Genomic DNA, 15,873 nt, shown 5'->3' on the forward strand with positions numbered 1-15,873 from the left:
GACATGGTATGCCGGCATTACCAAGAGCTGGACGCATTAGTTCAAGAAGCGAAAAAAAGGACCGAAGAAGGCAAAGTGGCAGACTATATTCCGGCTCTGGCTGAATCTGAACAAGACAGCCTTTCGGTCACGATTTATCATGCGGAAAATACATGTCTGACGGCAGGAGACGCCGACCGGACATTTACGCTGCAGAGCATTTCGAAAGTGCTTTCTCTGGCGCTCGTACTGATGGATTACGGAAAGGAAAAGGTGTTCAGCTGCGTGGGTCAGGAGCCGACCGGCGACCCGTTTAATTCCATGATTAAGCTTGAAACAGTGAATCCGGGCAAGCCTTTAAATCCGATGATTAATGCGGGAGCTCTCATCGTTACGGGTTTCATTAAAGGGCATTCGCCGAAAGACCGCCTGGATTACCTGCTCGGATTCATCAGAAGACTTGCGAATAATCAGGACATTACATATTGCAGACATGTCGCGGAATCGGAATTCAGTTCATCCATGATTAATCGGGCCATGTGTTATTACATGAAGCAGTATGACATTTTTAAAGGCGATGTTGAAGAGGTCATGGATTTGTATACAAAACAGTGCGCGATTAAGATGAGCAGTCTGGATTTAGCCAAAATCGGCTGTGTATTCGCCCTTGACGGCAAGCATCCGGAAACCGGGGAGCAGGTCATTAAAAAAGATGTGGCGAGAATCTGCAAGACGTTTATGGTGACATGCGGCATGTACAATGCGAGCGGGGAATTCGCAATTAAGGTCGGCATTCCAGCTAAAAGCGGCGTTTCGGGAGGGATCATGGGCATTTCGCCGTACAACTTCGGAATCGGTATATTCGGCCCGGCGCTTGATGAAAAAGGCAACAGCATCGCGGGTGTGAAGCTTTTGGAAATCATGTCTGAGAAATACAGGCTGAGTATTTTTTGAAACATTTTTTATCATAACATCTGCTTAAATCCTCTTGCAATTTCATCTGATACCCTTTATGATAAATAGAAGAATTAGGTACTCGCCTGGGGAACGGAGGGATACTTTTGGCTTCAGAGATTATAGTTGACCATCAGCAGAAAGCATTCGAGCTGTTGAAGTTAGATGCTGAGAAGATTTTGAAGCTGATCCGAGTACAAATGGATAACTTAACGATGCCTCAATGTCCTCTGTATGAAGAGGTCTTGGATACTCAGATGTTCGGACTGTCGAGGGAAATCGATTTTGCTGTCCGCCTGGGATTAGTTGACGAAAACGACGGCAAAGAGCTGCTGGACAGACTTGAAAGAGAACTGTCTGCTTTGCATGACGCGTTTACAGGAAAATAAATGATCAAACTCAAACTATTTAACGGTTTGGGTTTTTTTATAACCGTAAACCGTTTTTTTTGCATCTTCTTTTCGTAAGACGGTCTCTTAATCTGCATTTCATCCGAAAAACTATAAAGAAACTGCGTAAAATGTTTATGAATTATAGTAAAATATAATACGCAATAGGTATTAAACGTAAGCTTTAAGCAGGAAAGAGGATGTTATGTTTAAAAGAATGTTAAAATCTTACGATTATTCATTGATATGCGCTATCATTCTGCTGTGCTGTTTCGGATTGGTAATGGTATACAGCTCAAGCATGATTACCGCCGTTATGCGTTACGGCGTGAGCAGCGACTATTTCTTTAAACGGCAGCTGTTCGCCGTCATCGCAGGGTTTGTGCTGTTTATCATCGCGGCCGTTTTTCCGTACAAAGTGTTCGCCCATCAAAAGATTCAGAAATTCATACTGCTTGCGTCAGTGGCTGCGCTTTGCGCGCTGTTTGTTTTCGGACATGTTGCCGGAAACGCGCAAAGCTGGTTTAAAATCGGCGGAATGGCCATTCAGCCGGGGGAATTTGTCAAGCTGACCCTGATACTGTACCTTGCCGCGGTATACGCAAAGAAACAAAGCTACATCGATCAGCTTTTGACGGGGGTTGCTCCGCCGGTGATCGTCACCGTAGTCATTTGTGCGCTTATCGCCATTCAGCCCGACTTCGGAACGGCGATGATTATCGGTCTGATCGCGTTTTGCGTCATCATGTGTTCGGGATTCAGCGGAAGGACCCTGCTCAGGCTGGTGCTCATGGCGGGAATCGTATTGCTCCTTGTCAGCCCGATCATCTATCTGAAATGGGACGATATTTTGACACCCGGGCGTATGAGCCGGTTTGAAAGCCTTGAAAATCCATTTAAATACGCCAGCACATCAGGCCTGCAGATTATAAATTCGTATTATGCGATCGGCTCAGGCGGTTTTTTCGGTCTCGGTCTTGGAGAAGGCATTCAAAAATACGGTTATCTGCCTGAATCGCATACAGACTTTATTATGGCGGTTATTTCAGAGGAGCTCGGCATTTTCGGCGTCCTGTTTGTCATTGTGCTGCTGGCTTTTGTCGTGTTAAAAGGTTTTTATATTGCGAGAAAATGTGAAGATCCGTTCGGGAGCCTTTTGGCAATCGGGATATCCAGCATGATTGCGATTCAGACCTTTATCAATCTCGGCGGTGTCAGCGGCTTAATTCCGATCACAGGTGTTCCGCTGCCGTTTATCAGCTACGGGGGCTCATCAATGTTTTTGTTATTAACGAGCGCCGGTATATTGGTGAATGTCAGCATGCATGTCAAGTACTCAGAAAAGAAGAAAAAGAGGGAGCCCGTTCCGTCTAAGGGGGTAAAAAGACGGCAGACGGAAAAATCTGTGTATCTCTAAAAAACAAGTGTATACACAGGGCGGATATTCCTTTATTATAAACTACATATTTATTAGGCCAAGGGGGAGAAAAGTTTGTCACAACAATCCATCCAAAAAGTGTTAGTAGCAAACAGGGGAGAAATTGCGATCCGGATTTTCCGGGCGTGCACAGAATTGAACATCAGAACGGTAGCCGTTTATTCAAAAGAAGATTCGGGCTCCTATCATCGCTATAAAGCGGATGAAGCTTATCTTGTGGGAGAAGGCAAAAAACCGATTGATGCGTATCTTGATATTGAAGGGATTATTGAGATCGCAAAAAGAAACGGCGTAGATGCCATTCATCCGGGCTACGGATTTCTCTCTGAAAATATCCAATTTGCGAGACGCTGTGAAGAAGAGGGCATCGTATTTATCGGACCGACGTCAGCGCATTTGGATATGTTCGGAGATAAGGTAAAGGCGAGGGAGCAGGCAGAAAAAGCCGGCATCCCCGTTATTCCGGGGAGTGACGGACCGGCTGAAACATTAAAAGATGTCGAACAATTCGCAAAAGTCCACGGATTTCCGTTTATTATTAAAGCATCGCTCGGAGGCGGAGGCCGCGGAATGAGAATCGTCCGAAACGAAAGCGAATTGAAAGAATCGTTTGAGCGGGCCAAATCAGAAGCGAAAGCCGCATTCGGAAACGATGAAGTGTATGTTGAAAAACTGATCGAAAATCCTAAGCATATTGAAGTTCAGGTGATCGGAGATAAAGAAGGCAATGTCGTTCATCTGTATGAGCGGGACTGTTCCGTTCAGAGACGCCATCAAAAGGTCATTGAGGTGGCGCCTAGTGTATCTTTGCAGCCTGAATTAAGGGACGAAATCTGTGAAGCGGCTGTGGCGCTTGCGAAAAATGTCGGCTATATCAACGCAGGGACCGTGGAGTTTCTCGTAGCGGGCGGTGAATTTTACTTTATTGAAGTGAACCCGCGCGTGCAAGTGGAGCATACGATTACGGAAATGATAACGGGGGTTGATATCGTTCAGACGCAAATCCTCGTGGCGCAGGGCCACGGACTGCACAGCCGTGCCGTCAATATCCCTGAGCAGAAAGACATTTTTACAAACGGGTATGCGATACAATCACGTGTGACCACTGAAGATCCGCTGAATGACTTTATGCCTGACACGGGTAAAATTATGGCTTACCGCTCAGGCGGCGGCTTCGGCGTCCGCCTTGATACGGGAAACAGCTTCCAGGGCGCCGTCATCACGCCTTATTATGATTCACTGCTTGTCAAGCTGTCGACATGGGCGCTGACGTTTGAACAGGCATCAGCGAAAATGGTCCGCAACCTGCAGGAATTCAGGATCAGGGGCATTAAGACCAATATTCCGTTTCTTGAAAACGTGGCAAAGCATGAAAAATTCCTGACGGGCCAATATGACACATCGTTTATCGACACAACGCCTGAGCTGTTTGTTTTCCCAAAACAGAAGGACCGCGGAACAAAAATGCTTTCCTATATCGGCAATGTCACGGTGAACGGTTTTCCGGGAATCGGGAAAAAAGAAAAACCTGCATTTGATAAGCCTCAGACCGTTACGTTAGGTATCGAAGAAAAGCCGGCAAGCGGTACGAAACAGATCCTTGAGGAAAGAGGCGCCGAGGGGCTTGCAGACTGGGTGAAAGAGCAAAAATCCGTGCTCCTGACCGATACAACGTTCAGGGATGCCCATCAGTCCCTGCTTGCAACCCGGATCAGATCCAATGATTTGAAAAAAATCGCGAATCCTACGGCTGCCCTGTGGCCTGAACTGTTCAGCCTTGAAATGTGGGGAGGCGCGACATTTGATGTAGCGTACCGTTTCTTAAAAGAAGACCCTTGGAAACGCCTTGAAGATCTTCGCAAGGAAGTGCCGAACACATTGTTCCAGATGCTGCTTCGTTCATCAAATGCCGTCGGTTATACAAACTATCCGGACAATGTCATCCAAAAATTTGTCCGGCAGTCAGCGGAGTCAGGTATTGACGTATTCCGGATCTTTGACAGCCTGAACTGGGTAAAAGGGATGACGCTGGCCATCGATGCCGTCCGTGAAACCGGAAAAGTGGCGGAGGCTGCGATTTGTTACACGGGAGATATTCTTGATAAGACCCGGACGAAATATGATTTGCAATATTATCTTTCTATGGCGAAAGAGCTTGAGGCGTCTGGTGCCCACATTCTCGGCATTAAAGACATGGCCGGTCTTTTGAAACCTCAAGCCGCATACGAACTTGTCTCAGCGCTGAAGGAAACGATTGATATTCCCGTTCATCTTCACACGCATGATACGAGCGGCAATGGCGTCTTTCTCTATGCCAAAGCTGTTGAAGCGGGTGTGGACATCGTGGATGTCGCCGTCAGCTCAATGGCGGGTCTGACTTCACAGCCGAGCGCAAGCGGATTTTATCATGCCCTTGAAGGAAACAGCCGCCGTCCTGAAATGGATGTCCGGCAGGTGGAAAGACTGTCGCAATACTGGGGATCCGTCCGTCAGTATTACAGTGAATTTGAAAGCGGGATGAAGTCTCCGCATACTGAGATTTATAATCATGAAATGCCGGGCGGCCAGTACAGTAATCTGCAGCAGCAGGCAAAAGGAGTCGGCCTGGGTGATCGCTGGAATGAGGTGAAAGACATGTACAGCGTCGTCAACCGCATGTTCGGCGACGTCGTGAAAGTAACACCTTCTTCCAAAGTCGTCGGAGACATGGCGCTTTACATGGTGCAAAACAATTTAACAGAACAAGATGTTTATGATAAAGGCGAAACGCTTGATTTTCCGGATTCAGTCGTTGAGCTCTTTAAAGGACAGATCGGCCAGCCGCACGGCGGATTTCCGGAAAAACTGCAAAAGCTCGTTCTGAAAGGACAGACGCCGATCACGGTAAGACCGGGTGAGCTGCTTGAACCGGTATCTTTTGAAGGTATTAAAGAAGAATGGAAAGAAACGCATCAGATGGAATTGAGTGATCAGGACGCAATCGCGTATGCTCTTTATCCGAAGGTGTTTACTGAATATGTTAAAACGGCGGAACGCTTCGGTGATATTTCCGTATTGGACACACCGACTTTCTTCTACGGCATGACACTCGGTGAAGAAATCGAAGTGGAAATTGAGCGCGGAAAAACGCTGATCGTGAAGCTTGTATCTATCGGTGAACCGCAGCCAGATGCGACACGTGTCGTTTATTTCGAATTGAACGGCCAGCCGCGCGAGGTGGTCATTAAAGATGAAAGCATTAAATCGTCCGTACAGGAAAAATTAAAAGCAGATCGGACAAACCCGAGCCACATTGCGGCATCCATGCCGGGAACCGTCATTAAATTGTTAACGGAAACCGGGGCAAAGGTGAATAAAGGCGACCATCTGATGATTAATGAAGCGATGAAAATGGAGACGACGGTACAGGCGCCGTTCTCCGGGACGATACAGCAGATTCATGTGAAAAACGGTGAACCGATTCAGACAGGCGATTTACTGATCGAAATTGAAAAAGCGTAAAAAATGAACCTAAAAAAACCTGATCCGCCCCCGTGTGCGATCAGGTTTTTTATGTGTAAAGGCCGAAGCTCTAATGCTTCGGCCTTTTCATGTGCCTCAGATGTTCCGCTGTTTTGATTCATAGCGGAAGCGGGCGATTAATAATAAGAAATAGCATAAGACGCCGAACAGGCCGGCAATAAAGAGCGAATGGGCAAGTGCAAAGCCGGTGGCCATTTCTGAATAAACAACCATGATTCCGGAGAGCGCCTGTAATACAACAAAGGCAACAGCCGCTATCCAGCCCCCAAGAATCTGTTTTTGGTCTTTGTAAGAGCGCACCGCATGTGCAAAAGCGACAAGAATCCATACGAACAGAAGCAGCGCTGCCGTTCTGTGGCCCATCTGCACCCATTCCTGAAAATGGGACGGAAGCCCGTGATTCAGCCTGCTGCAAAGCGGAACGTCAGGGCAGGCAAGGCTTGATTTCGTATGGCGTACATAAGCCCCCGTATAAACGACGATATACGTGTAAATCGAAAGGCCGATCATATGAAACTGCATTTTTCTGCCGATTCTGAGCGGCTTGACGAGCTTTTTGTCTGATTTATCAGCTTCGAATATGAGCAGCGTCAAAATCAGAACAGAAGCGAAAGAAATCAGCGATATGCCGAAATGAAGCGCCATAACGAGCGCATTTGATCCGAAAACAACCGCTAATGCGCCGAGAAGCGCCTGTAAAAATAAAAAGATAATGGACATAATGGCGAGAAAGGTTGTTTCACGGAAAACAGGCGTGACTTTTCTCCATGCCCAAAAAGCGAGACTCAGCACGAGAACGATTGAGACACCGCTTGCGAGTCTGTGGCTCCATTCAATGATAGAAGCGGCGTTAAGCTCCGGGAAAAACCGGCCGTGGCAAAGCGGCCACTGCCTTCCGCATCCGAGACCCGATCCTGTCTTTGTGACAAGAGCGCCGCCGATCAGCACGACGAGCATAACGAATGTCGTCAGCACGCCGAGCGCTTTCAAAGCTTTATTCATTTTACATTCACCTTCTTAACAAACTGGACAAAATGATATACGTACCAAGTGTAAGCGAATATGTGTTTTGTGGCAATTCTCAATTCTGTTTGTTCACAAAAATATAATAGAATCAGGACTTCTTAGATAATGGGGTTGATTATTCCAGATGGGTCTGATAGAAATAAAGTAACCGCTTTATTATGAAACCGGCGGATTTGGTAAAATTCATAAAAAGTTCACAAATAAATTCCTGTTTCTCGTTTAATATTTAAGAGGATGTTTTTTTACAGGTCATTATCTTGTATGATAGAGTTGCAGGTCTTAAAAAACCTGCTTTAGGTTTGTAAGGGAGGTTTACGTTATGGCTAATTCCAGAATTTTAAACGATACAGCTATAGACGGACAGATTGAAGAGACGACGGCATGGAAGGATTTCCTTTCGCTTATCAAAATAGGAATCGTCAATTCGAATTTAATTACGACTTTTACCGGCATGTGGCTTGCGTTACATATATCCGGTCTGAGTTTTTTAGGCAATTTAAACACCGTGCTTCTTACATTAATAGGATCTTCTTTGATCATCGCCGGTTCTTGTGCGGTTAACAACTATTACGACCGTGATATTGATCATTTAATGGAACGCACGAAAGTAAGACCGACGGTAACCGGAAAGATTCAGCCGAATCAAGCGCTGTGGTCAGGAATTTTACTCATTGCTTTAGGACTTATCATGCTTTTGATGACCACCGTGATGGCAGCAGTCATCGGTTTTATCGGCGTGTTTACGTACGTTGTTCTTTATACAATGTGGACCAAACGCCGTTATACGATTAATACGGTTGTCGGAAGTGTATCAGGCGCCGTGCCGCCGTTAATCGGCTGGACAGCGGTTGAAGGGCACATCGGTGTTGTCGCGTGGGTTTTATTCATGATTTTATTCATCTGGCAGATTCCGCACTTTTTAGCGCTTGCGATTAAAAAGACGGAAGATTACAGAGCAGCGAATATTCCGATGCTTCCGGTAGTGCACGGCTTTGAAGTGACGAAAAGACAGATTATCGTCTGGGTCGCATGCCTGCTGCCGCTTCCGTTTTTCCTCGGCAGTCTCGGTCTTCCGATCGTCATTCTCGGCACTTTGCTGAATGTCGGATGGCTTGTTCTCGGACTGATGGGATTCCGCATGAAAAACATCATGAAGTGGGCAACTCTTATGTTTGTCTATTCGCTTAATTACATGACCATTTATTTTGTAGCGATGGTGGTCTTTACGCTGTTTTAATTGAATAATGAGCTTGTTTGATCGCCAAAACAAACAATGACAACTAGTAAACGCCGCCTTGACCTTTTGTTTAATCAGGCGGCTTTGCTTTTATACATAGATGGAATTTTAAGTAAAAAATCTCATATTTTAAGAAATGAGGAAAAGAAGTATTTCGGCTGGAAGCAGATTTACTGCTTGTGCATCTCGTACTGATTCAAAAAAGGGGTTGGGTGAAATGTTAAAGCGTTGGCGTCTTTTATCATTATTAGCCTTAGTGCCGCTTTTATTGAGCGGCTGTGGAAAACCGTTTCTGTCCACACTCAAGCCTGCCGGCGAAGTGGCTGATAAACAATATGATCTGACGGTGCTCAGCACACTTATCATGGTTGTCGTCGTTGCGGTCGTAGCAGTTATTTTCTTTTACGTCATTGTGAGATTCAGACGGTCGCGTATAGGGGAAGACACGATACCGAAACAGGTGGAGGGGAACCGTTTTTTAGAAATCACCTGGACCGTTATTCCGATCCTGCTTCTGATTATTCTTGTCATTCCGGTTGTCATCGATACATTGGCGCTGGCGGATACGTCGCCGATGGATAAGAAAAACCGTAAAGCAGAGGATGCGCTCGTGATTAATGTAAGGGCGAATTTATACTGGTGGGAATTCGAGTATCCTGATTACGGGTTTGTGACAAGTCAGGAGCTGATCGTTCCCACAGATGAACGCGTCTATTTCAAGCTGAAGTCCTCAGATGTGAAACACTCTTTCTGGATTCCGTCAGCCGGGGGAAAAATCGATACGAATACGGATAATGACAATACTTTCTTTCTGACCTTCGATTCTAAACGCAGCAAAGAAGCGGGAGAATATTTCTTCGGGAAATGCGCAGAGCTGTGCGGACCTTCACATGCGCTGATGGATTTCAAAGTGAAACCGCTGCCGTCAAAAGAATTTAAACAATGGACGAAAGCGATGAAAAATTATAAGCATACAACAGACTCCGGTTTAGCCGCGCAAGGAGAAGAGCTGTTTAAGGAAAAAAACTGCCTGAGCTGTCATGCGGTTGAGCCCAATGATAAACGGGCTGAAGCGGCAAGAACGGCTCCGAACCTCGCTACCTTCGGTGAACGGGTCAAAGTGGCCGGCATTAAGGATGCGAATAAAGAGAATATAAAAGCCTGGCTGAAAAATCCGGACAGCATTAAACCGGGCAATAAAATGACAGGCACTTATCCGAAGCTCTCGGACGCTGAAACGGATGCGCTGTATGAATATTTAAAAGGGCTGAAAGCGGAGAACAAGTGAGGACAGGGAGATATCAGGGGGGAGGTCGTAAATGATGAATACGCTTACAGGACAGCAAAGAAAAAGCTCTTTGCTTTGGGATTATTTGACGACGGTTGACCATAAGAAAATCGCGATTTTATATATGATCGCCGGGGGATTTTTCTTCGTCGTCGGCGGACTTGAGGCCATGCTTATCAGGATTCAGCTCTTGAGGCCGGGGAACGATTTTATGGGTGCGCAGCAGTTTAATGAAATTATGACGATGCACGGCACGACAATGATCTTCCTGGCGGCGATGCCGCTGTTATTCGGGCTGATGAACGCGGTTGTGCCGCTTCAGATCGGGGCGCGTGACGTATCGTTCCCATTTCTGAATGCGCTCGGATTTTGGCTGTTTTTCTTCGGAGGCATCTTTTTGAATCTGAGCTGGTTTTTAGGAGGCGCTCCTGATGCAGGCTGGACGTCGTACGCGTCGCTTGCGCTGAATTCGAAAGGGCACGGCATAGACTTTTTCGTGCTCGGCCTGCAAATATCAGGCTTAGGTACGCTGATTGCGGGGATCAACTTTCTCGCCACGATTATTAATATGAGGGCGCCGGGTTTGACGTATATGAGACTGCCGCTGTTTACGTGGACGACATTTGTGGCGTCGGCACTCATTTTATTCGCATTTCCTCCGCTCACCGTCGGTTTGGCGCTGATGATGCTGGATCGTTTGTTCGGAACGAATTTCTTTAATCCTGAATTGGGCGGCAATACGATAATCTGGGAGCATCTGTTTTGGATTTTCGGGCATCCGGAAGTATACATTTTAATTCTTCCCGCCTTTGGGATTTTTTCAGAAATCATTCCCGTATTTGCGAGGAAACGTCTGTTCGGTTATTCATCTATGGTCTTTGCGATCGTGCTGATCGGCTTTCTCGGGTTCATGGTTTGGGTTCACCATATGTTTACGACGGGACTCGGACCGATCGCTAATGCGATATTTGCGGTTGCGACGATGGCGATCGCGGTGCCTACCGGCATTAAAATTTTCAACTGGCTTTTGACCATCTGGGGAGGAAACGTCAAATTCACTACGCCTATGCTGTATGCCGTCGCCTTTATTCCTTCTTTCGTACTCGGAGGAGTCACGGGTGTCATGCTGGCGGCCGCAGCGGCAGATTATCAGTTCCACGATACGTATTTTGTCGTAGCGCATTTCCACTATGTCATTATCGGCGGCGTTGTGTTCGGCATCCTGGCGGGCGTGCATTTCTGGTGGCCGAAAATGTTCGGGAAGGTGCTTCATGAAACGATGGGGAAAATTTCGTTCGTCTTATTTTTTATCGGGTTTCATCTTACCTTCTTCATTCAGCATTTCCTCGGTTTGATGGGAATGCCGCGGCGCGTTTACACATATCTGCCCGGCCAGGGGCTTGATACCGGCAACCTGATCAGTTCAATCGGCGCGTTTTTCATGGCGGGCGCGGCTGCTTTACTCGTCGTCAATATTATTTATACCTCAATAAAGGGGAAATACGTCGGGAACGACCCGTGGCTGGACGGTCGTACGCTTGAATGGGCGGTCTCTTCGCCGCCGCCGGAATATAATTTTAAACAGCTTCCGTTTGTCCGGGGACTTGACCCGCTGTGGATTGAAAAGCAGGCCGGAAATGAAGGGATGGCGCCTGCAGAGCCTGTAGAGGACATTCATATGCCGAACGGCTCCATCATGCCGTTTATTATATCTTTCGGGCTGTTTGTCGCAGCGTTCGGGTTTTTATACCACTCCGATTATTCATGGGGGCTTCCGGTTATCTTCATAGGGCTCGGCATCACATTCTTTACCATGCTGCTTCGCTCTGTGGTCGATGATTACGGCTATCATATTCACAAAGAAGATCTGCCGAATGATGATAAAGGGGTGAAGGCGTAATGCAGCTGCAGGAAAAAATGACGGCTGAAACCTTTCCGGCTTCTCCTGAAAAAGCAACGCTGGAGGGGAAAAATAAGTTTTTGGGATTTTGGCTGTTTCTCGGCGGGGAAACGGTTCTGTTCGCCTCGCTATTTGCAACATTCCTTGCTTTACGGGAATCTAAAGCCGGAGGGCCGTCAACGGCTGAGATGTTTGAGCTGCCGATCGTATTTATCGCGACGATGCTTCTTTTAACGAGCAGCTTAACGAGTGTGTATGCGATGTATCATATGAAAAATTTCTCCTTTAAAAAAATGCAGGTGTGGCTTTTGGTTACCGTTTTATTGGGAGCAGGATTTTTAGGGGTAGAAATCTATGAATTTATGCATTACACTCACGAATTCGGCTTTACCATTACAAGCTCTGCGCTCGGCTCAGCGTTTTACACGCTCGTTGGCACACACGGAGCACACGTGGCGTTCGGGCTGTTGTGGATCAGCGCGCTGATGATCCGGAATGCAAAAAGAGGGCTCAGTCTTTATAATGCGCCGAAATATTACGTGGCCAGCTTATATTGGCATTTTATCGATGTCGTGTGGGTCTTTATCTTTACCGTTGTATATTTGATGGGGATGGTGGGATAACGATGGACGATAACAAAAACAGAGGGACTGTCAGTACGGATCTCGAATATCGAAAAAAGAAAAATGCCGAGGAGATGAAATATCAGGTCATATCCTTCGGCTTGATGATCGGTCTTACGCTTGTCGCGTTTTTGACGGTGGCTGCAGACGGCATTGCCGGATGGTTTACGATGCCGTTTCTGATCCTGCTTGCGGTCATCCAGGTCATCTTTCAGCTGTTTTACTTTATGCATATGAGCCAGAAGGGGCATGAAGCGCCGTCATTATTTCTGTATTCGGGAATATTTGTCGCGTTTATCACCGTGCTTGCATTTGTCACGATTATTTGGTGGTAATCGGGACGGCGGGGAGTGAGAGATTTGATTAATTTGGAAATGTTCGGGTTTCGCGCAATGTGGAGCCCGTATCTGTTTTGTATAACTGCCGTGATAACAGGTGTTTACTTTTACTGGTGCAGCCGGCATAAAGGACGTGTGTCCGCTAAGGAGAAGGTGCTGTTTGTGCTTTCCGCGCTATTTTTTTACGCGGCTGCGGGAAGTCCGGTTGATTTATTGGGCCATGTGATGTTCAGCGCCCATATGACGCAGATGGCGGTTCTGTTTTTAGTCGTACCGCCGCTGTTGATTTCCGGAATTCCCGGCTGGGCATGGAAAAAACTGATCTTCCGTCCTGTCGTAAAGCCGCTGTTTTCGTTCTTTTCAATGCCGCTTATCGCATTAGTGCTGTTTAACGGTATTTTTTCACTGTATCACATCCCGTTTATATTTGATTTCGTCAAAACGGATTCGCTGTATCACACGCTGATGAACGGACTCATCTTTGTAACGGCGTTTTTTATGTGGTGGCCGCTTGTGCATAAGGTGGACGGTCTGCCCCGTCTCAGCGGTTTAATGAAGCTGGGGTACATTATGGCAGACGGGATTTTGTTAACGCCGGCCTGCGCGCTCATTATGTTCAGCGGGGCGCCCATGTATGCCACGTATACAGATCCGGCGGCTTGGGCCGAAGCAATGAAGCTTTGCGTTCCTTTAGATTTGCTGGAGGAGATCCCTTTATCCGGGCCGGAGATGTTTAACACGCTTCCTCCTCTGGAAGATCAGCAGCTTGGGGCAGTACTGATGAAAATCATTCAAGAAGCGGTCTACGGAACATATTTGGCTGTCATCTTTTTTCAGTGGGTCAGAACGGAACGGGAAAAAGATACGCTGTCAGAGCCGCCGTATATCGAGCATACCGTCTCATGAAAAAAAGTACAGCAGAATATGCTGTACTTTTTTATTACATTTGCACTGTTTTTAATGACTCTTCCAATTCAAGCAGTAAAGCTTTGCTTTCAGCGACGACATATTCCGGAAATTCTTCAGCGCTGCCGTATTCTACGCCGTGCGGATAATAATGCTTTCCTAAAAGAGGGGCCTTCAGCTGAATTACGGCCCGGCTGCCGCCGACATCGCCCTCTTTTGCCGTTCCTTGAATCCGCAGATAAAATGTCCCCTCAGGTACTGAAAACTTTTTGTCGTAAGTCACTCTTTCATAATCCCATTGTCCAGCCAGAATGAGCCCTTTACCTTCCATCAGATCATTCAAGCGGCTGAGCTCCGCTGTTACCCCTTCAAGACCGCTGTTTTCAAACTTCAAACCTTCCCCCTCCTTTTAAAAATGCCCTTTCCTGACAATCATAGTATGAAAGCGTTACACTTTCAATGATTCATACGGTGAAAGTATGCAAAAAGAAAAATTTGACGACAATAGTAGCAGAAAAAAGGAGGAATTCCGCAATGACAAAGATCAATAAGCTCATGACGTCAGACTTGCAATATTGTACAGTATTAGATAATGTATATGAAGCTGCGGTGAAGATGAAAGACGCAGATGTCGGCGCCATTCCGATAGTGGATGAAGACGGCGCCACACTTGTCGGGATCGTGACAGACAGAGATCTCGTATTACGGGGAATTGCTTCAAAAAAGCCGAACTCTGAAAAAATAACCGACGCAATGACAGAGCGGGTTATCAGTGCAGAAGAAGACGCCTCTGTGGAGGAGGTGCTCCATTTGATGGCTGAACATCAGCTCAGAAGAATTCCCGTCACAAGGGATAAAAAACTGGTCGGCATTGTTACGCTCGGCGATCTTTCGTTGGCCGAGCAATCAAATGAGCAAGCAGGCCTGGCGCTGTCTGACATTTCTGAAGACGGCGGTCCGGAGGGGTTTATCCATTAAACATAAATCACGGACGATGCAAATAGGCTGTACTGTATAAGAGTAAACAAAAACAGAACGGTTTGAACATATGGGGGTGAGAGATTGAAAAATATCGCAAGGGCTCTCGTTATCCTTTTGCTTATTTACGGAGCGTATGTTCTGTTTATACAATATGGATCGGCTCCTCAAAAAAAGACGGATCAGGAGGAGCCTCAGGTTTCCAATGAAGAAGAGAGCGGAAAACGGCTGAAAATGCCGTCATCCGGACTGCTTTCTCTCATGGGGAAATCTGCCGCCGATGTGAAAAAGAAACTTGGGGAACCGTCCCGGAAAGATCCTTCTGCCTACGATTACGAGTGGTGGGTGTACAACCAGGGGAAAGACCAATACGTACAAGTCGGTATTTTGAATGATAAAGCCGTGACTTTATACGCTTCGGGAAGCGGCATCAACGCAAAACCGTTTAAGATCGGCGAATCGACGGGCGAAGTTTTTAAAACGACGCAGGTTTCTCCTTTTGTCAATGTGACTGACAAGGGAAACACGTATCGGTTCGAATTTTCTGAAGAAGATATCAATACCCGTCCCACCGTTAAGATAGGCGGAATGTATGTTCAGCTGTACATGGACAAATTTGACGGGAATCTGTCAAGCATCAGGGCATTTGATGCGGAAACACTTGTGAAACAAAGGCCGTATGAGGTCATGTACAGAGGAAAGCTGACAGAACCCGAGCCTGTTTCTGATAAAAAATGGAACGACATTGAACGAGCGAGTGAGCAGCAGATTCTCGATATTACAAATGTCATCCGCGTAAAACACGGACTTGCAAGGCTGAAATGGGACGAAGGCGCCGCAAAAGTGGCATTCGGCCACAGCAAGGACATGAAGGATAACAAGTATTTCTCTCACGTCTCAAAGAAATACGGGACTCTGAAGGACCGCTTGGAAAAAGGCGATGTGAAATACCGGGAGGCCGGTGAAAATATTGCCTACAACTATGTGGACGGTCCTGCAGCCGTGGAGGGCTGGCTGAACAGCGAAGGCCACAGAAAGGCGCTGTTAAGCCCGGATTATACGCACCTCGGTGTCGGCGTTGATCAGAAGTATTATACGCAAAACTTCATTAAGCCTTGGCAGTAAAAAACCGCAGAGGGGCGCGTCCCCCGCGGTTTTTTTATGTTTTTTCGCGAGCGGCGCTCCTGCCGAAAAAAACAATTTTTATATATACCTGCTTTTTTTCGCAATTTAGGCGAACATTAAGGCGCATGAACCGATACATTATAGCAGGCAAAACTTTTCGGAGGGGGTGA

Annotated in this window: 14 protein-coding genes; 12 read left to right on the top strand and 2 right to left on the bottom strand. The window is 46.7% G+C overall.

The genetic code is table 11. From position 1 onward, the window contains the following. The first annotated feature begins 3 nt into the window (after positions 1–3). The 4 genes from glsA (at position 4) to pyc (ending at position 6,261) form a co-directional block, all read left to right on the top strand. A complete protein-coding gene (gene glsA / locus NQS30_RS07020; protein ID WP_015239797.1) occupies positions 4–933 on the top strand; it encodes a glutaminase A in 930 nt (309 codons plus the stop codon). Positions 934–1,040: 107 nt separating this feature from the next. Next, a complete protein-coding gene (locus tag NQS30_RS07025) occupies positions 1,041–1,322 on the top strand; it encodes an Fpa/YlaN family protein (protein WP_003154494.1) in 282 nt (93 codons plus the stop codon). Between the two features lie 205 nt (positions 1,323–1,527). Next, complete coding sequence (locus NQS30_RS07030; RefSeq protein WP_007611202.1) at positions 1,528–2,739, top strand: FtsW/RodA/SpoVE family cell cycle protein; 1,212 nt, start codon at positions 1,528–1,530, stop codon at positions 2,737–2,739. 75 nt (positions 2,740–2,814) lie between these two features. Beyond that, positions 2,815–6,261 carry a pyruvate carboxylase gene (gene pyc, locus NQS30_RS07035; RefSeq protein WP_169510446.1) on the top strand — a complete coding sequence of 1,149 codons (3,447 nt, stop codon included), beginning with the start codon at positions 2,815–2,817 and terminating at the stop codon, positions 6,259–6,261. A gap of 96 nt (positions 6,262–6,357) precedes the next feature. On the opposite strand, the gene ctaA is transcribed toward pyc, so the two are convergent. Continuing rightward, complete coding sequence (ctaA, locus tag NQS30_RS07040; RefSeq protein ID WP_015239800.1) at positions 6,358–7,284, bottom strand: heme A synthase CtaA; 927 nt, start codon at positions 7,282–7,284, stop codon at positions 6,358–6,360. A 343-nt stretch (positions 7,285–7,627) separates the two neighbouring features. Between ctaA and cyoE the strand changes: the two genes are divergently transcribed. From cyoE to ctaG, 6 genes are all read left to right on the top strand, one after another. Then, on the top strand, positions 7,628–8,545 hold the full coding sequence (cyoE, locus tag NQS30_RS07045) for a heme o synthase (protein ID WP_003154486.1): 918 nt from the start codon (positions 7,628–7,630) through the stop codon (positions 8,543–8,545). A gap of 217 nt (positions 8,546–8,762) precedes the next feature. Continuing rightward, a complete protein-coding gene (gene coxB / locus NQS30_RS07050) occupies positions 8,763–9,833 on the top strand; it encodes a cytochrome c oxidase subunit II (protein ID WP_003154484.1) in 1,071 nt (356 codons plus the stop codon). Positions 9,834–9,864: 31 nt separating this feature from the next. Further along, entirely contained in the window at positions 9,865–11,733 is a 1,869-nt protein-coding gene (gene ctaD / locus NQS30_RS07055) for a cytochrome c oxidase subunit I (RefSeq protein WP_007611227.1), read from the top strand. Then, positions 11,733–12,356, top strand: coding sequence for a cytochrome c oxidase subunit III (gene ctaE, locus NQS30_RS07060; RefSeq protein WP_003154482.1), 624 nt, complete (start codon positions 11,733–11,735; stop codon positions 12,354–12,356). The genes ctaD and ctaE overlap by 1 nt, the downstream gene beginning before the upstream one ends. Before the next feature lie 2 nt (positions 12,357–12,358). After that, positions 12,359–12,691, top strand: a complete 333-nt coding sequence (gene ctaF, locus NQS30_RS07065; protein WP_007409686.1) for a cytochrome c oxidase subunit IVB — start codon at positions 12,359–12,361, stop codon at positions 12,689–12,691. A 24-nt stretch (positions 12,692–12,715) separates the two neighbouring features. Continuing rightward, on the top strand, positions 12,716–13,600 hold the full coding sequence (ctaG, locus tag NQS30_RS07070) for a cytochrome c oxidase assembly factor CtaG (protein WP_020953993.1): 885 nt from the start codon (positions 12,716–12,718) through the stop codon (positions 13,598–13,600). Between the two features lie 34 nt (positions 13,601–13,634). Here ctaG and NQS30_RS07075 read toward each other — a convergent pair whose 3' ends face one another. Further along, entirely contained in the window at positions 13,635–13,994 is a 360-nt protein-coding gene (locus NQS30_RS07075; protein ID WP_015239802.1) for a YugN family protein, read from the bottom strand. Between the two features lie 140 nt (positions 13,995–14,134). Between NQS30_RS07075 and NQS30_RS07080 the strand changes: the two genes are divergently transcribed. Then, entirely contained in the window at positions 14,135–14,578 is a 444-nt protein-coding gene (locus NQS30_RS07080) for a CBS domain-containing protein (protein WP_218791622.1), read from the top strand. An 84-nt stretch (positions 14,579–14,662) separates the two neighbouring features. Next, positions 14,663–15,703 (top strand): CAP domain-containing protein, encoded by a 1,041-nt coding sequence (locus NQS30_RS07085; RefSeq protein ID WP_007409690.1) that lies wholly within the window; start codon positions 14,663–14,665, stop codon positions 15,701–15,703. Positions 15,704–15,873 lie beyond the last annotated feature (170 nt).

It is taken from the genome of Bacillus sp. B1(2022) (genome assembly GCF_040259625.1).
Taxonomy (GTDB): Bacteria; Bacillota; Bacilli; order Bacillales; family Bacillaceae; genus Bacillus; species Bacillus velezensis.